This window comes from Dyadobacter tibetensis Y620-1, assembly GCF_000566685.1.
GTDB lineage: Bacteria > Bacteroidota > Bacteroidia > Cytophagales > Spirosomataceae > Dyadobacter > Dyadobacter tibetensis.
The window spans coordinates 368714-393937 of sequence record NZ_AZQN01000001.1 but is presented as its reverse complement, the minus strand read 5'-3'; the positions used below and the strand labels follow the sequence as shown (position 1 = coordinate 393937).

Annotated in this window: 21 protein-coding genes; 16 read left to right on the top strand and 5 right to left on the bottom strand. The window is 42.7% G+C overall.

Annotated elements, in window-relative coordinates; translation table 11 throughout:
* Positions 1 to 63: 63 nt before the first annotated feature.
* Positions 64 to 780, bottom strand: coding sequence for a TlpA family protein disulfide reductase (locus X939_RS0101680; RefSeq protein ID WP_131694683.1), 717 nt, complete (start codon positions 778 to 780; stop codon positions 64 to 66).
* 235 nt (positions 781 to 1015) lie between these two features.
* On the opposite strand from X939_RS0101680, the gene lspA reads away from it, so the two are divergent.
* The gene (gene lspA / locus X939_RS0101675; protein ID WP_025761527.1) at positions 1016 to 1537 is read left to right on the top strand and encodes a signal peptidase II; all 522 of its coding nucleotides are present in this window, start codon (positions 1016 to 1018) and stop codon (positions 1535 to 1537) included.
* 62 nt (positions 1538 to 1599) lie between these two features.
* On the opposite strand, the gene X939_RS0101670 is transcribed toward lspA, so the two are convergent.
* Positions 1600 to 3864 carry an aconitate hydratase gene (locus tag X939_RS0101670; RefSeq protein WP_025761526.1) on the bottom strand — a complete coding sequence of 755 codons (2265 nt, stop codon included), beginning with the start codon at positions 3862 to 3864 and terminating at the stop codon, positions 1600 to 1602.
* A 301-nt stretch (positions 3865 to 4165) separates the two neighbouring features.
* Here X939_RS0101670 and topA point away from each other — a divergent pair, with 301 nt between their 5' ends.
* The 3 genes from topA (at position 4166) to X939_RS0101655 (ending at position 8324) form a co-directional block, all read left to right on the top strand.
* Positions 4166 to 6574 (top strand): type I DNA topoisomerase, encoded by a 2409-nt coding sequence (gene topA, locus X939_RS0101665; protein WP_025761525.1) that lies wholly within the window; start codon positions 4166 to 4168, stop codon positions 6572 to 6574.
* Between the two features lie 102 nt (positions 6575 to 6676).
* Positions 6677 to 7369, top strand: a complete 693-nt coding sequence (locus X939_RS0101660) for an SIR2 family NAD-dependent protein deacylase (RefSeq protein ID WP_025761523.1) — start codon at positions 6677 to 6679, stop codon at positions 7367 to 7369.
* Positions 7370 to 7442: 73 nt separating this feature from the next.
* Entirely contained in the window at positions 7443 to 8324 is an 882-nt protein-coding gene (locus X939_RS0101655) for a bifunctional 5,10-methylenetetrahydrofolate dehydrogenase/5,10-methenyltetrahydrofolate cyclohydrolase (protein WP_025761521.1), read from the top strand.
* A gap of 41 nt (positions 8325 to 8365) precedes the next feature.
* On the opposite strand, the gene X939_RS0101650 is transcribed toward X939_RS0101655, so the two are convergent.
* The gene (locus tag X939_RS0101650; RefSeq protein WP_025761520.1) at positions 8366 to 9772 is read right to left on the bottom strand and encodes an aldehyde dehydrogenase family protein; all 1407 of its coding nucleotides are present in this window, start codon (positions 9770 to 9772) and stop codon (positions 8366 to 8368) included.
* Positions 9773 to 9931: 159 nt separating this feature from the next.
* On the opposite strand from X939_RS0101650, the gene X939_RS0101645 reads away from it, so the two are divergent.
* Positions 9932 to 11008: a helix-turn-helix domain-containing protein gene (locus X939_RS0101645; protein ID WP_025761519.1), complete on the top strand. Its 1077-nt coding sequence runs from the start codon at positions 9932 to 9934 to the stop codon at positions 11006 to 11008.
* Positions 11009 to 11054: 46 nt separating this feature from the next.
* On the opposite strand, the gene X939_RS0101640 is transcribed toward X939_RS0101645, so the two are convergent.
* Positions 11055 to 11828, bottom strand: a complete 774-nt coding sequence (locus X939_RS0101640; protein ID WP_025761517.1) for a hypothetical protein — start codon at positions 11826 to 11828, stop codon at positions 11055 to 11057.
* Positions 11825 to 12898 carry an AMP-binding protein gene (locus tag X939_RS0101635; RefSeq protein ID WP_025761515.1) on the bottom strand — a complete coding sequence of 358 codons (1074 nt, stop codon included), beginning with the start codon at positions 12896 to 12898 and terminating at the stop codon, positions 11825 to 11827. The genes X939_RS0101640 and X939_RS0101635 overlap by 4 nt, the downstream gene beginning before the upstream one ends.
* A gap of 253 nt (positions 12899 to 13151) precedes the next feature.
* On the opposite strand from X939_RS0101635, the gene menB reads away from it, so the two are divergent.
* The 11 genes from menB to X939_RS0101580 all read left to right on the top strand — a co-directional run bounded on the left by menB (position 13152) and on the right by X939_RS0101580 (position 25153).
* The gene (gene menB / locus X939_RS0101630; RefSeq protein ID WP_025761514.1) at positions 13152 to 13976 is read left to right on the top strand and encodes a 1,4-dihydroxy-2-naphthoyl-CoA synthase; all 825 of its coding nucleotides are present in this window, start codon (positions 13152 to 13154) and stop codon (positions 13974 to 13976) included.
* Between the two features lie 82 nt (positions 13977 to 14058).
* On the top strand, positions 14059 to 14469 hold the full coding sequence (locus tag X939_RS0101625) for an EVE domain-containing protein (RefSeq protein ID WP_025761513.1): 411 nt from the start codon (positions 14059 to 14061) through the stop codon (positions 14467 to 14469).
* Positions 14459 to 16021: a hypothetical protein gene (locus tag X939_RS0101620; protein WP_025761512.1), complete on the top strand. Its 1563-nt coding sequence runs from the start codon at positions 14459 to 14461 to the stop codon at positions 16019 to 16021. The genes X939_RS0101625 and X939_RS0101620 overlap by 11 nt, the downstream gene beginning before the upstream one ends.
* 94 nt (positions 16022 to 16115) lie before the next feature.
* Positions 16116 to 17000, top strand: a complete 885-nt coding sequence (locus X939_RS0101615) for a class I SAM-dependent methyltransferase (RefSeq protein WP_025761511.1) — start codon at positions 16116 to 16118, stop codon at positions 16998 to 17000.
* 74 nt (positions 17001 to 17074) lie between these two features.
* Positions 17075 to 18256, top strand: a complete 1182-nt coding sequence (locus X939_RS0101610) for a tetratricopeptide repeat protein (protein ID WP_025761509.1) — start codon at positions 17075 to 17077, stop codon at positions 18254 to 18256.
* A 94-nt stretch (positions 18257 to 18350) separates the two neighbouring features.
* The gene (gene thrS / locus X939_RS0101605; protein WP_025761508.1) at positions 18351 to 20291 is read left to right on the top strand and encodes a threonine--tRNA ligase; all 1941 of its coding nucleotides are present in this window, start codon (positions 18351 to 18353) and stop codon (positions 20289 to 20291) included.
* A gap of 110 nt (positions 20292 to 20401) precedes the next feature.
* The gene (infC, locus tag X939_RS0101600; protein WP_025761507.1) at positions 20402 to 20953 is read left to right on the top strand and encodes a translation initiation factor IF-3; all 552 of its coding nucleotides are present in this window, start codon (positions 20402 to 20404) and stop codon (positions 20951 to 20953) included.
* A 125-nt stretch (positions 20954 to 21078) separates the two neighbouring features.
* A complete protein-coding gene (rpmI, locus tag X939_RS0101595) occupies positions 21079 to 21276 on the top strand; it encodes a 50S ribosomal protein L35 (RefSeq protein WP_025761506.1) in 198 nt (65 codons plus the stop codon).
* A 108-nt stretch (positions 21277 to 21384) separates the two neighbouring features.
* Positions 21385 to 21729: a 50S ribosomal protein L20 gene (rplT, locus tag X939_RS0101590; protein WP_025761505.1), complete on the top strand. Its 345-nt coding sequence runs from the start codon at positions 21385 to 21387 to the stop codon at positions 21727 to 21729.
* Positions 21730 to 21835: 106 nt separating this feature from the next.
* Positions 21836 to 22447 carry a hypothetical protein gene (locus tag X939_RS0101585; protein ID WP_025761504.1) on the top strand — a complete coding sequence of 204 codons (612 nt, stop codon included), beginning with the start codon at positions 21836 to 21838 and terminating at the stop codon, positions 22445 to 22447.
* A 162-nt stretch (positions 22448 to 22609) separates the two neighbouring features.
* A complete protein-coding gene (locus X939_RS0101580; protein ID WP_025761503.1) occupies positions 22610 to 25153 on the top strand; it encodes a phosphocholine-specific phospholipase C in 2544 nt (847 codons plus the stop codon).
* Positions 25154 to 25224 lie beyond the last annotated feature (71 nt).

The window sequence follows — 25224 nt, the reverse complement described above, 5'->3', positions numbered from 1 at the left end:
TTAATTACAGTTTATAAGGAAAGTAATCAACCGGGGAATTATACCATATTATATTCAACTTAATCATTTCAGCTTCACCTCTGCAATTTTTTCGAATTCGGTATGAGCAGCCCTGGCCAGTACCTTACCGTGCTTATCGATTAAAATAAAATAGGGCGTCTCGCCAATATGGTATCGATGGTTGAAACCGTAACTCTGGGGAACGGGTACGAATCCACAGTTACGTTTGGGAATTGCCTTTAAACACTCTTCCCGGGTGTTCAATGTAGTACCCAAAGAGACGACATGAACCCCTTTACGCGCCTGCTCTCCAATAAAGTCTGAAATTACCCGGGTGCTTGCAAGGGTATATAGGGGTTTTTCAAACCGTACCCAAAAGCCCAATAGAATATACTGCCCACGTAATGATTCTGACTTATAAACTTTGCCGTCTAGTCCTAGCATTTCAAAAGCTGGCAACTCCTCTCCCACTTCAGGCATCAGATCCTCTTCAAAGAGAATGAAGGAACCAGCTTCTCCTTTTCTATTAACCATCAGAAAATGATCTACCTTCCCAAAACGATTGAACTGCGGCACCAAGCGGTAAGTCCCTGGCGAATCCTTATTGAGCCTATCGTACTGAGCCAGACTAAGAGGTTTTCTATTTTGTTCATTAATTATAACTGTAGAAGCATTTAAGGAATATTGCTGGGTTATCTTCCCCTTATATTCCTTTATATCTTGAGCGACCAACACAGGCCCTGTTAAGACAAAAAACAACCAGAATAACTTAATTCTCATAAAATAAATTTTGTTGGCAATTGGGTATCCAACTATATTAAACTCCAAATCCTACAGTTTATTTTTTAATAAAAACTAAATGTCCAAGTCTGCAGATAATTTCATTTGGAACCAAAGTTCTTCCCATAGATCAAATAATTATAAGTATTTTAGCCAAAAAAATTCAATTGAGAGGCCAGGCATATTTTTTTAGAACTAAATCGAACGCATATTTCTGCTTACAACTCCGTTACACATGCGCAATAACTATCTAAAAAATACGCTTATCATATTCGTACTACTATGCAATTTGGGCTGCGATCAGATCACTAAAAATATGGCTCGTGAGGAAATAGATGAATATCAAATCATCCCGATTGTCGAGCGTTATTTTACTCTCACCAAGGTAGAAAATAAGGGCGCATTCTTAAGTATTGGCAGTGATATGCCGGAGCAAGTAAAACTTATCTTACTTTCCCTGATACCTCTTGGCACCCTACTCTTTGGCCTATATTATATTTTTGTCCGAAAAGATTTGAACCTGGTAAGCGGACTGGCATTAGCCTTCGCCATAGGAGGTGGACTGGGAAATATTTATGATCGGCTTTTTCGGGGATCTGTCACCGATTTCATGCATATGGATTTTGTGTTTTTTCAGACTGGCATTTTCAACATGGCTGATGTTTCCATAATGGTAGGAATGCTTTTATTTTTCTCGCAGAGTTTGATTGGTGGCAAGAAAAAGCCTAATATCTATACTTTTCGTAAGGATGTGTAGTAAGAATATTCATAAAAAAAGCGGGCCTTTCGACCCGCTTTTTTTATGAATATTCACTCAATCTAAGCGATAGACTTACGAATAATATTCAGTGCTGACCCCGCCTTAAACCACTCTACTTGTTGAGCATTATAGGTATGATTGACAGCAAATGACTCACTGGTGCCATCTTCATGATGTAATACAATCGTTAGTGGTACACCTTCAGCAAAAGTCTCCAAGCCTACGATATCGATATTATCATTTTCCTGAATCTTATCATAATCAGCAGGATTACTAAAAGTTAACCCGAGCATTCCCTGCTTCTTTAGGTTGGTCTCATGAATTCTAGCGAATGATTTCACCAAAATCGCACGAACTCCAAGGAAGCGGGGTTCCATAGCCGCATGCTCGCGGGAAGAACCTTCTCCATAATTTTCGTCTCCTACTACAATGGATCCAATACCCTTTGCCTTATAATCGCGCTGAACGGCTGGGACCTCCCCATATTCGCCCGTTAGCTGATTTTTCACAGTATTAGTCTTTTCGTTAAAGAAGTTAACTGCACCAATCAACATATTATTGGAAATATTATCCAGGTGACCACGATATTTTAACCAGGGTCCAGCCATAGAAATATGATCCGTAGTACATTTTCCTTTCGCCTTTATGAGAAGTTTGAGACCCTTAAGATCAGTACCTTCCCATTCCTTAAATGGTTCGAGCAGTTGCAAGCGGTCAGAAGTTGGGCTCACTAATACCTCTACTTTACTACCATCTTCGGCAGGAGCTTGGTAACCGGCATCTTCAACGGCGAAGCCTTTAGTAGGCAATTCCCAGCCCGTAGGCTCGTCCAGCATCACCTCCACACCATCTGTATTCATCAGTTTGTCTGTACGCGGATCGAATGTAAGGCGACCGGCAATAGACAAGGCCGTCACGATCTCGGGAGAAGCTACAAATGAATGGGTATTAGGGTTACCATCTGCACGCTTAGAGAAGTTACGGTTGAAAGAAGTGATGATTGAGTTTTTCTCACCTTTCTCCGCCCCATGGCGAGCCCATTGTCCAATACAAGGACCGCAAGCATTGGCAAGTACCACCCCACCGATCTGTCCGAATGTATCCAGGAAGCCATCACGCGCCACGGTAAAGCGAACCTGCTCAGAGCCAGGGGTAATGGTATATTCCGAAGTTACCTTTAACTTTTTATCGACCGCCTGTTGAGCCAAAGAGGCTGCGCGGCTGATGTCTTCGTAAGATGAGTTTGTACATGAACCTATCAATCCTACAGAAAGGATCTCCGGCCAGCCATTTTCTTTGACCGCCGTGGCGAACTTAGAAAGAGGCCATGCCAAGTCTGGAGTGAATGGTCCATTTACATGGGGTTCCAGAGTAGACAAGTCCAATTCCAAAATCTGATCATAATATTCCGAAGGGTTGGCCAGAACTTCGTCGTCGGGACGAAGGAGATGAGCAACTGCATCAGCTGCATCGGCTACGTCACTGCGATCGGTAGCACGCAGGTAGGCTGCACTTTTTGCATCGTAGGCAAAAATCGAAGTGGTAGCTCCAATCTCCGCACCCATATTACAAATGGTACCCTTTCCGGTAGCCGATAAATTTTCGGCCCCTTCCCCGAAATACTCAACAATAGCACCTGTACCACCTTTTACGGTAAGCTGTCCCGCAACCCAAAGGATTACATCCTTTGCGGCAGCCCAGCCACTAAGTTTGCCGGTTAATTTAACGCCTATTAATTTCGGCATTTTCAGCTCCCAGGCCAGACCAGACATTACATCACTGGCATCGGCACCACCAACTCCAATGGCTACCATTCCCAAACCACCAGCATTAGGGGTATGCGAATCGGTACCAATCATCATCCCACCAGGAAAAGCATAATTTTCCAGAACGACCTGGTGGATAATTCCTGCACCAGGTTTCCAGAAGCCTAGTCCATATTTATCAGAAACAGATGACAAGAAGTCATATACTTCTTTATTTTTATTTTTTGCATTTTCCAAATCGGCAGCGGCACCTACTTCAGCTTGAATAAGGTGATCGCAATGTACAGTAGATGGAACGGCTACTTGAGGGCGTCCGGCTTGCATAAATTGCAGCAAGGCCATTTGAGCCGTGGCATCTTGCATGGCTACCCGATCAGGAGCAAAGTCAACATAGGACTTACCTCTGGTATATTCCTGGGAGGGAGCTCCTTCCCAAAGGTGGGCGTATAATATTTTTTCTGCTAAAGTCAAGGGTCGGCCAGTTACCTTGCGGGCAACCTCCACTCTTTCCTGCATGCGGGCATAAACACCCTTGATCATGTCTAAGTCAAAAGCCATAGTATTAAATCAAAATTGAAATTATCTTGTTGTCAATTAAACATGCGAAACTACGAAATTCCAGAATATTTAAGGGCGTTCAGGACGTTTTTCCTATAATTTAGCATGATTATATACTAATCCTACCCATCGGCAACGCTTGCAAGCAATAATTTCGGGATCCGGCAGGGTTGACACCCTTTATTTTGTACGAAAATACCCTTTATTTGGGCAATGAATTTCTAACTACTTTGATTTTCTGCTTAAATCTATCCTATATTTGAGCACGAAAACAGCCGTATCGAAAACTAAATCGAAAATTATGTCAAAAAATCTGGTGATCGTGGAGTCACCGGCGAAGGCCAAAACAATAGAGAATTATTTAGGTACCGACTTCATTGTCAAGTCTAGCTTTGGGCACGTTCGTGACCTGCCCGAGCATGATATGGGCATTGATGTTGAGAACAATTTTCAACCTTCGTACGAAATTTCATCTGATAAGGTGAAGGTAATCTCCGAACTAAAGAAACTGGCAAAAGGAGCAGAAGTATGGCTAGCAACGGATGATGACCGGGAAGGAGAGGCAATTTCCTGGCACCTTAAGGAAGCCCTAGGGCTTCCCGATACTACCAAACGTATCGTTTTTCGGGAAATTACTAAAACGGCATTACAAAATGCCATATCCAAACCTAGGCAGATAGACTTTGATTTGGTGGATGCTCAGCAGGCTCGTCGTATTCTGGATCGGCTGGTAGGATACGAGCTATCTCCTGTTTTATGGAAAAAAATAAGGCTGGGTGGTTTATCTGCCGGAAGAGTTCAGTCGGTAGCCGTTAGAATTGTGGTAGAAAGAGAACGGGAAATTGAGGCCTTTCAAACCAAGGGTAGTTATAAAGTTACCGCGCGTTTCGATCTGGGACAAGGTAAGGTCCTTAACGCCGAACTGGCCAAAAACTTCAGTACGGAACAACAGGCACAAGAATTTTTAGAAAAGTGCCTTAGCGCCGAGTTTAGTATAAAAAACCTGGAGACCAAACCCGCAAAAAAGAGTCCTGCGGCACCATTTACCACCTCTACCCTGCAACAGGAAGCCTCCAGAAAACTAAGCTTTTCTGTGGCCCAGACTATGACCATTGCCCAGCGGCTTTATGAGGCGGGTAAAATCACCTATATGCGTACCGACTCTACAAACCTATCTGAAGAAGCGGTAGGTAAGGCAAAGACGCAAATAGTAACGGAATATGGCCAGGACTTTTTTACCAAAAGAGTATTTAAAACAAAATCTGAATCGGCTCAGGAGGCTCATGAGGCCATACGTCCTACCGACTTCTCCACTTTAAAAGGGAGTAATGAAAGAAATGAGCAACGGCTTTATGAATTGATATGGAAGCGTGCTATCGCTTCACAGATGGCAGATGCACAGTTGGAGAGAACAACAGCAACTATTGCAATATCTACCGCAAACGAGACCCTGGTAGCACAAGGTGAAGTCATTAAGTTTGAAGGTTTTCTCAAGGTATACCTTGAGTCCAGTGACGAAGAAGATGAGGAGCAGAAAGGTATGCTTCCTCCATTGAGTATAAATCAGGTACTTCAACTATCAGATTTAAGGGCTACTGAGCGCTTTACGCGTCACCCGCCAAGATATACTGAGGCTAGTCTGGTGAAAAAACTAGAAGAAATGGGCATTGGTCGTCCTTCAACATACGCTCCTACTATTTCAACAATCATTCGCCGGGAATATGTGGTGAAAGAAGATCGTGACGGTCACGAACGTAAGTTTACCGAACTGTCCCTTCAGGATGGAAGAATAGAACGTACGATTAAAACCGAAAATCACGGGGCCGAAAAATCGAAGCTTTTCCCTACCAGTACAGGAATGGTGGTCAACGATTATCTGGTAAATCACTTTGAAGACATCTTTGATTTCTCCTTCACAGCTAGTGTAGAAAAAGACTTCGATAACATTGCCGAAGGGAAACTTTCCTGGCGGGATATGATCAAAAACTTTTATACCCCTTTTCATAAGAAGCTAAACGAGGTAAAAGAAGAGGCAGTCGATAAAAGCCTAACTTCCCGAGATTTGGGAGAAGACCCGGAATCCGGAAAAAAAGTGAGTGTAAGAATCGGAAAATATGGTCCATATGTACAAATTGGGGATGTAGAAGACGAAGAAAAACCAAAGTTTGCCAGTCTACTGAAGGGTCAGTTGATGGAAACCATCAAATTTGAAGATGCCATGGAGCTCTTTAAGTTACCCAGGGTAGTTGGGTCCTTCGAAGATGCAGAATTGACGGTCAATATTGGTCGTTTTGGCCCCTATGTAAAGCATCAGAATAAGTTTTACTCCTTGGCTAAAACGGATGACCCTATGACTGTTACAGAGGATCGGGTCATTGAGATCATTAAGGACAAACGGGTTATTGAAAGCAATAGACTCATCAAGGAGTTTGACGAAGATCCAGACGTCAAGGTTTTGAATGGACGTTATGGACCCTATATTGCCTTTGGGAAGAAAAACGTTAAAATTCCCAAGGATCAGGAACCAGCATCTTTAACCTTTGAGCAAGTAGTAAAGCTTGCGGCCGAGACACCAGATAAGCCTGTGGGAAGAGGAAGTCGAAAGGCTCCTGCAAAAAAAACTACAGAAACCAAAAAGCCTGCAGCTAAAAAAACGGCTGCAAAAAAAACGGCTACCAAAAAAACTGCAACTAAGAAAATAAAAGAATAACGAATCAAGTGGCCCATTCTTCCTGGAATGGGTCATTTACGTTTCATTCTACACCCAATACAGGTCTACCTAAAAATTTAAGCGCCTAGATTATTTTAAGGGATGAAGAAAATTGTTGTTTTGTCTGGAGCAGGTATCAGTGCAGAAAGTGGTATCAGTACATTTCGTGACCAAAATGGCCTTTGGGAAAATTATCGTATAGAAGAAGTTGCCACTCCTGAGGCTTGGGCCAGAGACCCGGCGCTTGTACTCCAATTTTACAATCAGCGCCGTAAGAATGCCCTCGAGGTGGTCCCCAATAGCGCCCATCTGGCTTTAGCCGAGCTCGAAAAGCACTTCAATGTTCAAATCATAACCCAGAATATTGACAACCTTCATGAACGTGCCGGCTCTACTCAGGTTCTGCATCTTCATGGTGAACTGTTTAGATCCAGGAGCAGTATAGATCCTAAGATAACTTATCCTATAGAAGGATGGGAACTCAATATAGGAGATACCTCGGAGGATGGGAGTCAATTACGTCCGGATATTGTTTGGTTTGGAGAGGCTGTCCCAAAAATGGAAGAGGCCATACCGCATGTAGAGGAGGCGGACATTCTTATAATTATCGGCACCTCACTGGTAGTTTACCCGGCTGCTGGACTGATACATTATGCTCCCAAGAAGGCTTCCATCTTTCTAGTCGATCCCAAGCTTCCCGAGATCCGAACAAGGCCCAACTATCATCTTATTGAAGAGAAAGCCACAGTAGGCATGCAAATAGTCACAAATATTCTGCTAGAAGCGTATAATTAAAACTGGGGAATACTTTTGAAATTAGTTTTTAACTAATTTCGCAATTACAAATAATTACAAGAAAATACAGAACATGCAATTACTAGATGGGAAGGCCATATCGGCAGAAATAAAATCCGAAATCAAACAGGACGTGGCTGAATGGGTAAAAAGCGGTGGTAAAAAGCCTCACTTGGCGGCCATACTCGTGGGAGCAGATGGAGCCAGTCAAACGTATGTGGCCTCTAAAATCCGAAGCTGTGAAGAAATTGGCTTTACCTCTACCCTACTGAAATTCGATGCCGATATTACAGAAGATGAATTATTGGAGGCAGTAAATTCACTTAATAATGATGAGGATGTAGACGGATTTATCGTGCAACTTCCACTTCCCAAGCATATTTCTGAAAACAGAATTATGGAAGCGGTAGATTACCGAAAAGATGTCGACGGTTTTCACCCAATCAACGTAGGACGCATGTGCAAAGGTCTTCCTGCATATTTGTCGGCCACTCCTTTTGGAATCATTGAAATGCTCAAACGAGCTTCTATAGAGACTGCAGGTAAACATTGCGTTGTAATTGGAAGAAGCCAAATCGTTGGGCTACCCATGAGCATACTTATGCAGAGAAATGAATATCCTGGAAACTGTACCGTTACGATAACACATAGTAGAACCAAAAATTTACAAGAAATTTGTAAGTCTGCAGATATTTTGATTGTGGCCCTGGGCCGACCCGAATTTGTTACCCCCGATTATGTTAAAGAAGGAGCTGTGGTAATTGATGTGGGTATAACCCGAGTTGAGGATAGCAGCAAAAAAAGCGGTTTTGCGATCAAAGGGGATGTAAATTTTGCTCAGGTTGCGCCCGTTTCCAGCTATATCACCCCAGTCCCTGGCGGGGTAGGCCTCATGACCATTTGCGGACTACTTACCAACACTTTGAAGGCTACAAAAAAAGAAATATATGCCTGATATGTTTCGTGCCTGGGCAGTTACCCCAGGCACGTAATATTCTACATCCACTTCAAGGCCCTTCTTAACCACATCTCAAGCTTTGGCCCATAAGGAGGGAAAAGAAATTTAATGGTCCCAAACCTTCTTTTCATAACCCCTTTTGGATTGCTAAATTCGACAAATCCGTAAAAGCCATTAGATTTACCTATTCCACTCTGGTTGACACCTCCAAATGGAAGATCAGGATTTCCAAAATGAGATAAAACCTCGTTGACCAAAGCGTTTCCAGAACTTGTTTCCCTAAGGACTCTTTCGATATTGTCCTGATGCTTCGAATGTATGTATAGCGCTAAGGGTTTATCTCTGGCATTTACATAGTCGATTGCTTCCGACAAGTCTGCAAAAGGTATAATGGGAAGTATGGGGCCGAAGATTTCTTCCCGCATAAGCAACATGTCGTCTTTTACCTGATCTATTACTGTAGGCGCTATAAACTTAAGCTCGCTCTGATATTGCCCCCCGATCAGGATTTGAGCTCCCTTATTCTCAGCATCTTGCAAGTATCCAACAAGCCTGTCGAAATGGGAACCGTTGATAATTCGCGCCAGTGAGGAAGAAGCCTGAACCCCCTTTCCTTCTGGATCATACATTTTGGAAATCACTCGCCCTAAAAGTTCCATGAATTGGGGTTGAATGGATCGCTCTATCAAAACATAATCGGGGGCTATGCACGTTTGTCCCGCATTAAAAAATTTCCCCCAGGCTATTAGTCTGGCCGTTGATTCCAGATCGCAGGAAGCGTCGATAATGCATGGTGATTTTCCCCCAAGCTCTAAAGTAACAGAGGTAAGATTTTTTGAAGCAGCTTTCATTACAATTTTACCCACGGCAGTGCTACCGGTGAAAAATATATGGTCAAACGGTTGCTCCAAAAGCTTTTGTGCTACCTCCACATTTCCTTCCACTACTTTAACTTCTGTAGAAGGAAATATTGTCTCAATCATCTTGGAGAGAAAAGAACTGGAAGCGGGCGTCAGCTCTGAAGGTTTCAGGATGGCTACACATCCTGCAGCTACGGCCGAAATGAGGGGTTTAAGCGCTAAATTGATTGGATAATTCCATGGGCTTATTATCAGTACCTGACCTTTCGATTCGTAATAGATATGGTTAGATGTGCCGATGGCAGCTAATCCACTTACCTGCCGGGCTGGTTTCATCCATTTCTTCAGATGTTTTACCGTATAATTGATTTCATTAATCAGCACGAAGATTTCGCTGATCAGGGTCTCCGACTTTGGCTTTTGCAGATCCACGGCGGTGGCCTCGCAGGCAGTATCGAGATGAGCCAAAAGGTAGTCTTTCATGGCGATCAATTTCCTTTTTCGCTCTTCAAATACAGTTTGACCAATGACAAATTTATTGGCTTTCTGTGACTGAAAAATAAATTCTATCTCGCTGTTAGTCATCCTCCGGAGTAATTAATGGTAAAAAAACAATTTAATGCTTTTATTCCGGTAAAAGAATCGCTCCATCTATAAAAAAAAGGTCTACAAAACTTGCGATATTGATTAATTACTAAAATTTTTGCTAATTACTAAAGAAAATTCAGTCAATATCGTGTTAAGATGAGTATCGTAAGCAATAATATCAAATACCTTCGTCGACTTAACGGGTTGACTCAGGAGCAGTTTGCTAAAAAAATAGCCATTAAACGGTCTCTTTTAGGAGCCTACGAAGAGGCCCGCGCCAATCCGAATATTACCAATCTGAAGAATATGGCGGCGGCATTTGGCGTTTCAGTTGACAATTTGCTAAAAAATGATTTACGTCGATTGCGTGAAACACCCGACACCTTACTTCCACTAAATGTATCGCGACAGACTACCATTTCTACTGCCAGCAACACGGGCCCGAGCAGTAACAGATTATCCGTTCTCTCAGAACCACAGCCATTAGAGAAATTGATGGATAAGTTTTCCCCGGTTGCACCAGAAATCAGAACCGTATCTCGTCAGGTTAATCTTAAACCTATACATGGCCACCCGTTTCATACGTCCAGTAACATCCCACCGACTCGCACAGATAAGCAGCCCTATACTCATCATTCACCTGTAAGAGATATTGCAGAAGCTGGAAACGAAAGGGGTAGTATTCCGGTTTTTAATAATCATTATGACCCCATCCAAACGGAGGCAAAAAATTTACTGCCTAAATCCCATTACCCCAGCATTCAGTGGGTATCATTAAAAGACGAGGCAACTTATTTGAAAAACCTGCAAAATCCTCAATATATAGCTCAGTTACCCGTATTTTCACTACCAAATTTAGACCAGGGATACTACAGAGCCTTCGAAAGTGGCCCTGACTTCCCTCTTCCCGATTCGATATTAATCGGCACATTCGTAGGGAACTGGTACGATATACGTCACGGAGAAAAATATGTTCTGGTACTTAAAAGACATGGAATAGTTTATCGCCAAGTGGCCAACCAGGTGAAACAAAATGGCACCCTACTTGCCATGGCCTGTCATAATGGTATTGCAGATATGGAGATACCCATCCAGGAAGTCCTGGAAGTATGGGCCATCCAGGCCTATGTAGGAAAACAAATGCCCTCATCAAAGCCATCTTTAGATAAATTATCTAGTTTGGCAAATGAATTAAAAACAGAAATAGATCGGTTTCAAACGGAAATGATATAAGAATGTGCTCTATTCCTATTATTGGTTAGAGCACATCCGGCTAAGATCAGCCTTGAAGTAAAGGCTGCAAAATCGTTGTAATTTCATCCAGCTTCTTGCTCTTATTAGAAGGCTCAACAACGGAAACTCCAAGTTGGTACCAAAGGCCATCTCCAGCAGTTAGATAGCTACCTTTCTTTCTTGGTCGGTTCTCGGTGGCCTCATCGTATAGAAATTCCGCGCTATAGATCGTATCCAAAATTGTCTTCAATTGACTCCAGGCAAGTTCTTCCTGTCTGCCCAGGCTATTTCGAATATAGAAAGACTTGTTGGCGAAAGATGCCGTAAGATCCACAGACAATTCATCCTGCCCTATCACAAGATAAGTAAGCTCAAATGGTTTTTCTTTTCCTGCTACTTCAACTATTGCCTGCATAAATTCTTGAATAAAATATGCCCAGCGCTCGCGATCAACAGGATATATGGTTACTAGCTTACCTTTTTCTTCTATTTCAATTTCTACAAAGTCTTCAAACTCCACTTCTTCCCGTTTGCGGATAATCTTAGAAGAGGTAAGGATATCCTTAAATTCCTCAATCCAGACAGCAGGGATTTTTCCTTTAAATTTAAAGTCATCGTCGGTAGTAAACCCTTCATTATAAATTTCATCGTCCGTCAGATCCTCACGATGTAAATACTTGGTTGAAAAATCAATGAACAAATCATTCTCCGAACGAATATCCATTCTTAAACTATCATAATGAGCAAATGGTGCGGGTATTGCCGGTGCGGTTTGGAACCGTATGGTGTACCTGCCTGGTATTTCAAGATCTGTAATCATGGGTGTTTTTTATATACAATGTCAGCCGTTTTCAGCTTATCAATTTTTTCAGTCGCTGTCCTAGCAAATTGGGCCACAAAATGAATGGTCTTTGGCACTTCATAACGTTTCATAGCCTTAAGAAATCTGGTTTTCAGGGTGCTTTCTACTCCTTCCGACCCTTGATGTTCCAAAAATAACACTAATTTTTGACCCAATCGATCATCTGGCTCATACCAGCTAAAAAACGGAGCATTGATTCCAGCTTCCAGAAGGATTGGACCAAGCTGCCGATCGATCAGGTCTAAAATAATTTTTATGCCTCCAGAATTAATCACATGATCGGCTCTTCCAATCCACTCGAATTTATCGCCAGAAGTAAAACGTACGATATCATTGGTCTGGACCAGCTGTCCATCGGTAACTCCTCCCCGAACAAACAAACATCCTCGCTGATCATGACCCACTTCCATACCCGGCAGCACTGAATAGGTAAGCTCAGGGACAGGGTTCAGCCGTCGAATAGCGATATGACTCAGCGTCTCTGTCATCCCATAGCTCTGATATACCTTTGTAGGTAGCGACCGCAAGCTGCTAATTAAGCTTTCAGAAACAGGTGCGCCACCCAAAAGTATAGTATCTACATCGTCCAGTTTACATCTACTTTCCGGACTTTCTAAAATATTTTCCATCTGAAGAGGTACCAGAGCCGCAAAATCAAATATACTTCCATCAGGTACTGACTGAAGGGGATTGGAGGAGGCTGGCGTGAGGGTAAGCTGCCAATCCAGTTCCATCCCTCTTACAAGCATCATCAGGCCTCCAACATAGTCTGTATTCAGACAAACCAAAGCTCGACTGGCTTTCCCTAATGAAAAGGCGGTTCCGGTCATTCGAGCACTAGCTTCAAGCTGACGCCGGTTAACCGTAATTGTTTTGGGAAGTCCTGTTGATCCTGATGTTTGTAGATCGAAAACCATTTGGCCCGATAGCCAGCATCTCATGAATTCATAAGCTTTCTGAAATTGAGGTAGAAGCGGGCTATCTCCAGCCGCTATTGCTTTCCGGTTGGTACACCAATAATTGGTCATAGATAAGGTATGGTCCTAAGGCAGTTAATATATCAAGGATGGTTATAACAGACTCTCCTTTTCCATTTGAAGGGCGAAAGATAAATATAAGTTTTTGACTGTCCGAAAAACAATCTTTAATTTCGCAGTACTTGTATGGTATGCACCAATCAGAATCCGATTGTAAATCGTACAAGAATAAAAGTTGTACATTGGGAGAATGTAGAATTAATAAATAAGCTTTTTGGTCATATAGTATAATTAAATCAGTTTTATGTCAGCTTCAGTTCAATGGGAAACCATTAAAGAATATCAGGATATATTATTTACCCTGCATGAGGGTATAGCCAAAATCAGCATTAATCGCCCGCAGAAACATAATGCATTCACCCCTCAGACGGTCAGTGAGATGATCGATGCGATGCACATCTGCCGGGAAGATCCGAAAATAGAAGTAATTATCCTTACCGGTGAGGGAGGAAAGGCATTCTGTTCAGGTGGCGATCAATCGGTGAGAGGGCATGGTGGATATATTGGAGAAGATCATGTGCCCCGCCTCAATGTGCTAGACTTACAAAAAATGATTCGATCGATTCCCAAAGTCGTGATAGCCATGGTAGCAGGCTGGGCTATAGGTGGTGGACATGTGTTGCATGTAGTATGCGACATGACCATTGCGGCCGACAATGCTAGGTTCGGTCAGACAGGACCCAAGGTAGGTAGTTTTGACGGTGGATTTGGAGCTTCTTATCTGGCGAGGGTAGTCGGTCAGAAAAAAGCCAGAGAAATTTGGTTTCTCTGTGACCAATATGATGCCGACGAAGCATTGCAGATGGGCTTAGTTAATAAGGTTGTTCCGCTGGAAGAATTAGAAGCGACCACCATAGCCTGGTGTAAGAAGATTCAGGTTAAAAGCCCCTTGTCAATTCGCATGTTAAAGAGTTCATTTAATGCCGAACTTGACGGTCAGGCTGGAATTCAGGAGTTGGCTGGAAATGCTACGCTCCTATATTATCTGAGTGAAGAGGCTAAGGAAGGCTTTAATTCGTTTTTGGAAAAACGTACCCCGGATTTCAGCAAATTCCCTAAATTTCCCTGATCAAATTTATTGCTTATCCGCTGTGACGTAATCCATTCAGCAGCGGATAGCTTATACTCTTTATTAAGAAAAACTGTCAAATATGAATTACTGGCTCATCAAGTCGGAACCATTTAAGTATTCCTGGGATCATTTTGTAGAAGAAGGAGAATCCATGTGGGATGGCGTGCGAAATTATCAGGCTCGTAATAACATGATGGCAATGAAAGAAGGCGATCAGGCCCTATTCTATCATAGCAATGTCGGCAAAGAAGTGGTCGGAATCGCCAAAGTGAGTAAAGAACATTACCCCGACCCAACCTCAGACGACCCCAGATGGGTAGTGGTGCATTTCAAACCGGTCGCGAAACTTCCTAAGGCCATCAGCCTAGCACAGATCAAACAGGACCCTCAACTGAAAGATATTGCCTTGGTAAAACTCTCAAGATTGTCGGTATGCCCGTTAAAAATGGAAGAGTTTGATCATATCGTTGCCCTTGCTTATGAACCTTAGTCGTATCATTATTTTACTACTGTTTTTGTTGACATTCGATTGGTCCACAGCGCTTGGACAGGAAGTTCGTCGAATTGAAATTCCAATTAAAGGTAATGTAGAAACCATCCGGACCATCCCGATCGGAGAAAAAGGTGTTATAGTCATTTCTAAACCTACCAAAGACTCATTCCTAGTACGCAGATTTAGTACCGATTTGGACAATATATGGTCCATTGAGGGTCCGTTAGGAGCCAATCTGGATTTGATAACTACAACCTATGACGGAAAGTCGATCTACCTACTTTTTAATAAAACCAAAAGCAGCATCTATAAAATCGTAAAAGTAAATATTGGGCCAGGATTTCTAGAGACTTTTCATATAGAGACCATGCCCCGGTTTGAACTCACAGATTTTGTCAGTATGGGATATTCCATTTTTATGGCTGGAAAATTGCGCAACGAAGCCGTATTATTATATTCCCAACTCGATACTCCCAAAACCAGAATTCTTCCTTCTGCAATGCAAGGATCTAGCGTCATTCAGTCATTAGAAGTAGATAGTCTTCATGGCCTGGTTCATGTCAATTACGCCATTAAAAATGGCAAAGAAACTAAATTATTGGTCAGGGCCTACGACGATAGGGGCAGGGTGGCCTTAGAGGTGGAACAAGTACCCGAGCCAGAGTATTCCATTATCAATGGCCGATTGCAGATAATTGATAATAATACGCAACTTCTAGTGGGTACTTACGGCTATCGGAACATGCAGAGTACACGCTCTGCAGCCAGCCAGGGGATATTTATCAGTAAATTTGTGGATGGAAAAGTCCAATATGCTCGTTATCATAGTTTTACCGACTTCAGCAATTTCTTTCAATTCCTAAATCCACGTCAGCAGGAAAAACTCGAAAAGAGGATTGATAAGAAAAAAGAAGCAGGCCAGGACTTAAAGCTCAATTACCGCTTACTACTTCACGATCTTATTCCCCATAACGAAAACTATTTATTGCTGGCGGAAGTCTATTATCCGGAATTCCGCTATCAGACTCCAGGCATGGGGTCCGGATACCAGTCCATGATGGGTTACCCCTTTGGCAGAAGTTTGTATAACCCTTATCTTTACAATCCCATGTACAACGGAAGGGCTTATAATCAACAAATATTCGATGGTTTTACCTACACCCATGCTATCGTCGCTGGCATTTCTGCAACTGGAAACATAATATGGGACAACCATATAAATTTTGAAGGGGTAAAATCCATGGATTTACGGCAGAAGGTTAAGCTTCAGACACTTGCTGGCGATCAGGTTAAACTCGCTTATACTAAAAGTGGTAAGGTAATGAGCAAAACCATCAGCCAAAACAGGGTAGTCAAGGGAGAGGCAAGTTTTACGCTCCCCACGGGCGTGGAAGGAGACAAAATACGGAAAACTGAAACGGATGATATTGATTTCTGGTACGATCACTACTATATCGCCTGGGGTTCTCAACGAATTAGCAACCCGAATACATCCTCCGAAAACCGTGGACGAAGGAATATTTACTATTTAGCCAAAATAGAACACTGATTCAAGACACAGTTGTGCTAGCCCGGCAGAAACAGGGGAACCAATCATCTGCTATTTTATAATTTCATCATACTTATCATTCAACCTGCTTTCCGTGTTATTACTTACGCCAGACCAACATACTGATTACCAGCTGATAGATTCCGGTGCTTACGAAAAACTTGAAAAATTCGGACCTTACACCTTGCGTCGTCCTGAGCCACAGGCCATTTGGGACAAATCTCTTTCCGAAAAGGAATGGGTTCAACAGAGTAATGCAACTTTCAAAAAAGACAAAAATGCACAAGACAAAGGTCAGTGGATTGTCGGCAATGACATGCCCGATCGCTGGGTAATGCAATATCGCACAGGGGATCTTCACCTTCGTGCAAAACTGGCCCTGTCTTCTTTCAAACATGTTGGAATTTTTCCTGAACAGGCTACTAACTGGGACTTTATAGCCAGCAAGCTTAAGGATATTCATGAAGAAAAGCCTAACGTCTTAAATCTCTTTGCCTACACCGGTATCGCTAGCTTAGCCGCTAAAGCATCTGGTGCTGACGTAACCCATGTTGACTCTGTCAAGCAGGTCATCAGCTGGTCGCGTGAAAACATGGAACTTTCTGGCCTGAATAATATCCGTTGGGTGGTTGAAGATGCTGTCAAATTCGTTCAGAGAGAAGTACGACGTGGAAATCAATATAATGGAATCATATTAGATCCTCCAGCTTACGGCAGGGGCCCCGACGGTGAGAAATGGGTTCTGGAAGAGCAGTTAAATGAACTCCTCCGCTTATCGGCTTTACTGTTAAAGAAAAAAAATTATTTCTTTATCATCAATCTTTATTCTCTGGGATTGTCGGCACTGATCGTTGACAATCTTGTGAAAGCTCATTTTGGAGAGGGAATTAAACATGAATTCGGCGAATTATATATTCCAGATAGTTTTAATAAAAAACTGCCACTTGGCGTTTTTTCGCGATTTTCAGATATTTCCTAATAATCATGCCCTCAAGATACACCTGGGAGTGGAATGCCTTTAAGAGTTCTATATTTTAATTATTTTCATAAGGCGTGATACGTTGTAGCTTATATATATTAGTCCTTTTACTTATTTGCTTATCTTCTTGTCAAAAAGAAGATCAAAGCGACACGCGCATTCCACCGGTTCTAGAAAATGCCAGGGAAGAGTGGCAAAAGACTGCAATCCTTTCTCTAACGGATCTGATCCGGCGAGGACTCGATCGGGAAGATAATTATTTTAAAAGGGCAAGAATTTATTTTGACCAGGAGAACTACCCTGCGGCATTGTCTGATATCAATACGGCGATTGAGGGAGACGCCAACCGATCCGATTTTTTCCTTTTAAGAGGGAAAATCTATATGGAACTAGAACAGATCGAAAAGGCCCTTGCCGATGCGGAGCGCTCAGAAGCTCTGCAGCAGTCCAGCCCTGAGCTATATATACTGTTAGCGGATATTTATCAGTCTGGTAATAATCATCGGAAGGCCGTTGCATATTTAAATCAGGCCATGAAGATGACACCCTTCGATGGATCAGTCTATTTTGTTAAGGGGATGATCCAGGCGCATCAGGGCGACAGTTTGGCAAGCTTAGAAAGCTTAAGAGAAGCCATTAACCTGAATCCGAGGTTCCGCCGGGCTTATGAAGAATCGACCAGGATTTATCGCCGTTTAGGCAAACCAACCGAGGCTTTACAGATCAACAATCTGGCTATTAATCGATTTCCAGACCGTCCTGAGCTGTATTTTGAGAGAGGAGAGGTATTCCGGATAATGGCATTACCTGACACGGCAATCATTCAGTATCGCAAAGCAGTTGCATTGAAGCCTGACTATGAAAAGGCTTTAATGCAATGGGCCAAAACGGCGATAGGTCAAAAAGCGTACAGTCAGGCCCTGCCTCCTTTAGAAAAACTTCAGCAAATTCGTCCCGCCGACACCGGAATACTGGAATTGTCGGGATATGCCTTTGAAAAACTGGGAAATTTTGTCCAGGCCAAGGCCATTTATACCCGTATCTTAGAGTCAAATTCCAGTAATCAGAATGCGCGTTATGGCATGTATCGTATTCAATCTCTGGAAAATGCCTATCTTCAAAAGGACCATTCACCTCTCCTATCTGACGAAAATGAGTCTCATAGGGACAGCTCCAGAATTAAAATCAGCCCGATCCAACCTAAAGGAACTATAAATTTGAAGATAGATACCTTAAGAAAGGCCAAAATTGAATAGATTTGCAAGATATACGTACCAAAAAGGCTGAAAATTCCTTTTTCTGTGTCGACTAGCATACATCAAGATCAATCGCAATACATATTATAATTGAATGAAAGACGAGTCCGAAATTATTATAACGCTTCCAGATGGTAGCAAACGAAATTACCCCAAAGGTGCAACAGCCATAGACATAGCCCTGAGCATTAGCGAAGGATTGGCCCGAAATGTAATCGCTGCCAAAGTTGGTGATGAAGTTTGGGATCCCAACAGATCTATCCAGGAAGATTCGATGGTTAAGCTTTTAACCTGGAACGACGATGATGGTAAAGCAACCTTCTGGCATTCATCTGCTCACCTATTGGCAGAAGCTCTGGAAGCGCTGTATCCTGGGGTGAAATTCGGTACCGGACCCTCCCTTGAGCGCGGCTTTTACTACGATATAGACCTAGGTGAGCATACCATTAGTCAGGATGATTTCCCTAAAATAGAGAAGAAAATGCTCGAGCTGGCCCGCCAGAAAAACGAGTATGTCAGAAAACCAATTTCAAAAGAAGAGGCCATTGCCTACTTCACTGAAAAGGGGGACCAATACAAGCTTGAACTGATCGATGGACTGGAAGATGGTTCCATCACTTTGTATCAACAAGGAAACTTTACGGATCTTTGCAAAGGTCCTCATATTCCCAATACAGGAATTATCAAAGCCATCAAGCTAACGAATATTGCTGGGGCCTATTGGAGAAATAAGCAGGAAAACAAAATGTTGACCCGCATTTATGGTATTACTTTTCCCAAACAAAAGGAACTCGATGAACATTTGGCACTTATGGAGGAGGCCAAAAAAAGAGATCACCGACGGTTGGGTAAAGATCTGGAGTTATTCGCTTTTTCCGAAAAAGTGGGTCAGGGACTCCCCTTGTGGCTGCCTAAGGGAGCAATGTTACGGGAAAGACTTGAGAGTTTCCTTCGCAAGGCCCAAACCAGAGCCGGATATCTACCTGTGGTTACACCTCATATCGGCAGCAAAGAACTATATATTACTTCCGGCCATTGGGAAAAATATGGCAAGGATTCATTTCAGCCGGTCAAAACGCCCAATGAAGGTGAAGAGTATTTGCTTAAACCCATGAACTGTCCGCATCACTGCGAAATCTACAAAACCTCACCCCGCTCCTATAAAGACCTACCTTTACGGTTTGCTGAGTTTGGTACTGTATATCGATATGAACAAAGTGGGGAATTACATGGCCTAACGCGGGTTCGCGGGTTCACCCAGGACGACGCACATATTTTCTGTCGTCCCGATCAGGTTAAGTCAGAGTTTTTGAAAGTAATCGACCTTGTATTATATGTCTTCAATTCCTTAGGATTTGATGACTACAGTGCCCAGATTTCTTTGCGGGATCCGGAAAATAAACAAAAATACATTGGGAACGATGAAGACTGGGAAAAAGCGGAACAAGCCATTATCGAAGCTGCGGCAGAGAAGGGGCTAGCCACTGTTACAGAGCTTGGAGAGGCTGCATTTTACGGACCCAAACTTGATTTTATGGTTCGGGATGCACTAGGAAGAAAATGGCAGCTCGGAACCATACAGGTAGATTATCAGTTGCCTCAGCGTTTTTCACTGGAATATACAGGCTCCGACAACCAGAAGCATCGTCCGGTCATGATCCATAGGGCACCCTTTGGATCTATGGAGCGTTTCATTGCTATCCTTATTGAGAATACAGCTGGGCAATTCCCATTATGGCTTTCACCCGATCAAATTGCCATCCTGCCGATTTCTGAAAAATTCGCTGATTATGCAGAAGACGTCTTTTTCCAATTACAAGACCATGATATACGTGGATTTGTAGATCATAGGGACGAGAAAATAGGGCGAAAAATTAGAGATGCAGAAGTGACGAAAGTTCCCTTTATGCTTATTGTAGGCGAGAAAGAGATGGAGGAAGGCAAAATTTCTATCCGACGCAAAGGAGAAGGAGATCTAGGAAGTCTGACAATTGCAGAATTTGCTGATTTCTTTAAAAAAGAAGCTAAAATTTGAAGTTTTCAGGATAAATTACTATAATTAAGTAAATAAGGCACTATTTTTGTGGCGTTAGTGTTAAATCATTGATTCCACTTTTAACCAAAAAATCACCAATCCAATCATATATGGCATTAAGACCCCATAGCGGCCGGTTCAGAGTTCCCGAAGAACCCTATAAAATAAATGATCGAATCACAGCAAAAGAAGTTCGTCTGGTAGGCGAAAATATAGAACCAGGAGTTGTTGATATTGCAACGGCGAAAGCCATGGCTAAGGCTCAAAGCCTTGACCTGGTGGAAATTGCGCCTACTGCGGTACCACCTGTTTGTAAGGTGGTGGATTACTCCAAATTCAAATACGAGCAGAAGAAAAAACAAAAGGAGATAAAAGCCAAGGCTCAAAAGGTTGTTATTAAAGAGATTCGTTTCGGTCCCAATACCGACGACCATGATTTTGAATTCAAATTAAAGCATGCCATTAACTTCCTAAAAGAAGGCTCAAAGGTGAAGGCTTACGTCCACTTCGTAGGTCGTACTATTGTTTTCAAAGAACGTGGCTCCAATCTTCTCAATAAATTCTCGGAAGCGTTAGCTGACTATGGAAAACTTGAAATGCAGCCAAAGCTCGAAGGAAAACGTATGACGATCATTTTGGCACCTGCGGTTGCCAAGAAGTAATAGTCTATCTTATATTCAAAAAATCGTAAAAGTGTGTCTTCACACCTTTACGATTTTTTATTTTGAGGTATTCTTTATAATTTTGCACGCTGTTTTATATTTAATCAACTATTCTATTTTTTATTATGCCTAAAATGAAAACCATTTCTGGTGCGAAAAAACGCTTTTCGCTTACTGGAACAGGTAAAATCAAGCGTAAACATGCTTTTCACAGCCACATTCTTACCAAAAAATCAAATAAGCGCAAGCGGAAATTGATGAAAACTGGTTTGATCGATGTAAGCAACGAGAAGCAAGTTCTGGCAATGCTTCGCAAATACTAAGCGAACACTGCCCCTATTTATAAAATACCATTTCGGTTTTTTGTTCCACCCGATTGCCGGCTTTCAAGTCTCCGTTAAGGAGCGCCGACCATCAAAAACAGTTAAATTATGCCACGTTCAGTGAACCACGTTGCGTCGCGTGCAAGACGTAAAAAAGTATTAAAATTAGCGAAAGGTTATTTCGGCCGTCGCAAGAATGTATGGACCGTTGCCAAAAACGCCGTAGATAAAGCTTTAAGCTATGCCTATGAAGGTCGTAAACAGAAGAAACGCCATTTCCGTGCACTTTGGATTCAGCGTATTAATGCAGGAGCCAGAATTCATGGTCTATCCTACTCCCAATTAATGGGCAAATTGGGAAATAAAGGAATTGCTCTTAATAGAAAGGTGCTTGCCGACCTGGCAATGAATCATCCCGATGCTTTTAAAGCGATCGTTGATCAAGTAAAATAAAACAGCATCCCGCCAATTGGCGGGATTTTTTTTTGAAACAATTTTTAATTAGTGTTACTTCAAGGCTTGGGAACAGTCTCAAACCTATAACACTAAACGCAAAACCATGCTAGACCAACTATTAGGCCTCATTCAGGAAAATTCTCAGAAAGCAATCGTGGAAAACCCTCAGGTGCCCAACGAAAAAAATAACGATGTAATGACCACCATTATGAGTGCTATTACTGGAGGTATGCAACAGCAGGCGGCCTCAGGCAACATGCAGGGAATTATGGGTCTCCTTTCGGGCAAGGAAGGACAGTCTGCCTCGGCCGGCTTAATGGATAATCCCATTGTGTCCTCTATTGCTAATAATGCCATCCGATCGATCACAGAAAAATTTGGCCTGAACAGCGGAGCTGCTTCGGGAATCGTTGCATCCGTACTTCCTGGTGTTCTGCAAAGCCTAATCAGTAAGGTTAGCAACCCCAACGACTCTAGCATCGATTTTAATAGTATCCTGGGGGGGCTTGCCGGCGGCAGCAGTCAAGCCGCACCCTCTACGAGTGGCGGCTTCGATTTTAATCAGATTGGATACGCATTGGCCGATGGGAAATTAGATATGAACGATCTGATTAACGTAGGTGGAAGTTTGATGGGGGGTGGAAACAAGACCGGTAAAGATCAGGCCGGGGGATTAGACCTTGGCGGCATGCTAGGAGGTCTGTTTGGGAAATAAGTAATATATAAACTCCTGAAAAGCCCAGTGTCTATGAATTTAGGCACTGGGCTTTTATTGTATATATGATGCCATCGTTAAATATGTGCATGGTGTATGGTATCATTTGGTTTATCGATCGTATTTCAATTACTTTAATGGTCCTAAACCACAAACGATACGATGGAGTCTAGAAGAGAATTTATAAGAAAAGCTACATTATTAACAGGTGCTGCAGGTATGATGGGAAGTATTCCGGAATCCATAAAAAAAGCTCTGGCCATTGATCCTGCCCCTGGAAGTACCTACCTCGATGCTGAACATATCGTGGTATTAATGCAGGAGAATCGTTCCTTCGATCATGCTTACGGTAGCCTTCAGGGTGTTAGAGGATTCAATGATCCCAGAACGATACGGCTTCCCAATGGAAATCTCGCCTGGATGCAAACTGATGCATTTGGAGCCACACATGTACCCTTTCGCTTAAATATGAGGGCCTCCAATGCCACCTGGATGGGTTCGCTCCCCCACTCCTGGACCGACCAAGTGGATGCTCGAAACAAGGGTTTATATGATAATTGGCTGATTGCCAAACAACCGGGCAATTCATTATACAAGCATATGCCATTAGCACAAGGTTATTATAATCGTGAAGATATCCCCTTCTACTATGCCCTGGCGGACGCTTTTACAGTAGGCGATCAAAATTTCTGTTCTGCTATGACCGGTACTACCCCCAACAGACTGTACCTATGGACAGGAACAATACGCGAAACTCCCAGCACTGAATCATATGCCAATGTAAGAAATGAAAACGTAAATGACGAGCGTGAGGCCTCATGGAAAACCTTTCCGGAACGTTTGGAAGATGCAGGAATTCCCTGGCGAATCTATCAGAACGAACTCAGTATAAGGACCGGATTCGAGGGGGAGGAAGAAGAATGGCTGGCCAATTTTACAGATAGTCCTTTAGAATGGTTCAAACAGTATAATATTCGATATCATACCGGTTACCAGAACTATATTTCCAAAAAACTTACCGAGCTACGGAAAGAAATTTCGGAAATACGTGCCGAATTACGAGCAGTGAATAAGGATGAATCCAGCGCAAAAAAACTCCGTAAATCTCTTGAAGACAAGAATTTATTAGTTGAATTTCTTCAGGCCGAACAAAAGGAATGGAGTGCGGAAAATTTTAACAAGCTCACTGAGTATCAGAAAAGTATTCATAGAAGGGCATACACGACCAATATTAACGACCCTGATTATCGGCGTATTACGACGGTCCAGTATCATGATGGGGACATTATTAGAGAGGCAAAAGCGCCCCAGGGCGATATTTTGCATCAGTTTCGGACCGATGTAAACAATGATCGGCTACCTACCGTCTCCTGGTTGGTAGCTCCCGAAAACTTTTCGGACCACCCCACCTCTCCCTGGTATGGGGCATGGTATGTTTCGGAGGTAATGGACATACTTACAAAAAATCCGGAGATTTGGAAGAAAACAATCTTCATCCTATGTTATGATGAAAATGATGGGTATTTCGATCATGTTCCGCCGTATGTCGTTCCTAATCCCTACAAATCGGATAGTGGAAAAGTTTCGGATGGTATTGACTGCAAGACTGACTATGTTACTAAGGAGCAGGATATGCGCCAGAAAGAGGAATCTCAAAGCAGAGAAAGTCCTATTGGGCTAGGATACAGGGTACCGTTGGTTCTGGCCTCACCCTGGAATCGCGGGGGAAAGGTTTTCTCCCAAATCTCTGATCATACCTCTATTCTTCAGTTTATGGAGCATTTTCTGACTCATAAAACGGGAAAGCAAATTAAGGAGGAAAATATCAGTGAATGGCGTCGTACTATCTGTAGTGATCTTACGGCTTCCTTCAGCCCTTACGATGGAAAAAAAATTGCATTACCAGGTTTTCTCGATCGAAATGAATTTATGGAGGGCATTCATAATGCTCAATTCAAAAAACTTCCGAGCGGATTTAAAGCGCTCACAGAAGAAGAAATAAAATTGGCCAATCAGGCTCCACATAAGTCCAAGGTACTCCCCCAGCAAGAACCGGGCATACGTCCTTCCTGTGCCCTACCCTATGAACTATATGCCGACGGATCCTTCAAGACAGATTTAAATGCATTTCAAATATCGTTTAAAGCGGGAAACGATATGCACGGCGCCAAATCATCTGGCAGTCCTTTCATCGTATATGCCCGAAATTTCGAGGCTGATCCTGATCAGACTGTCAGGAATTATGCCGTTCGTGCAGGTGACAGTCTTCAAGATCAATGGCCTTTGAATTCCTTCCAAAATCAGAACTACGATCTAGAAGTAAATGGACCCAATGGGTTTTACCGTCAATATAAAGGTGAAAAATCTGGCATCACTCCCGACATTCTATGCCGATATGCAAAAGACCAGGCCGGCAAATTTACTGGAGATCTTATATTAGAGATTAAGCCTGTTACAGGCCAGCCGAAATTCACTGTCAAAATCCGGGATAATGCTTATAATACTAAGACCCTGAGCAAGATAATTGATCCCAAAACCCTTCATGAAGGCTCTGTTACAGTCAAATTGGACCTCCAAAAAAACCATTACTGGTACGACATTACGGTGACCATTGAGGGAAATAGCTCCTTTTCCCAGCGTTATGCCGGGCGAGTAGACTGCGGTCGGGAGAGCATGACAGATCCATTTATGGGCAGGATGGTGTAATCTCCTAATCCTCCAATTTCGGCTTTACAGTCCCGCATAATCGGTAAATAAACCGGGTATGCGGGACTGAC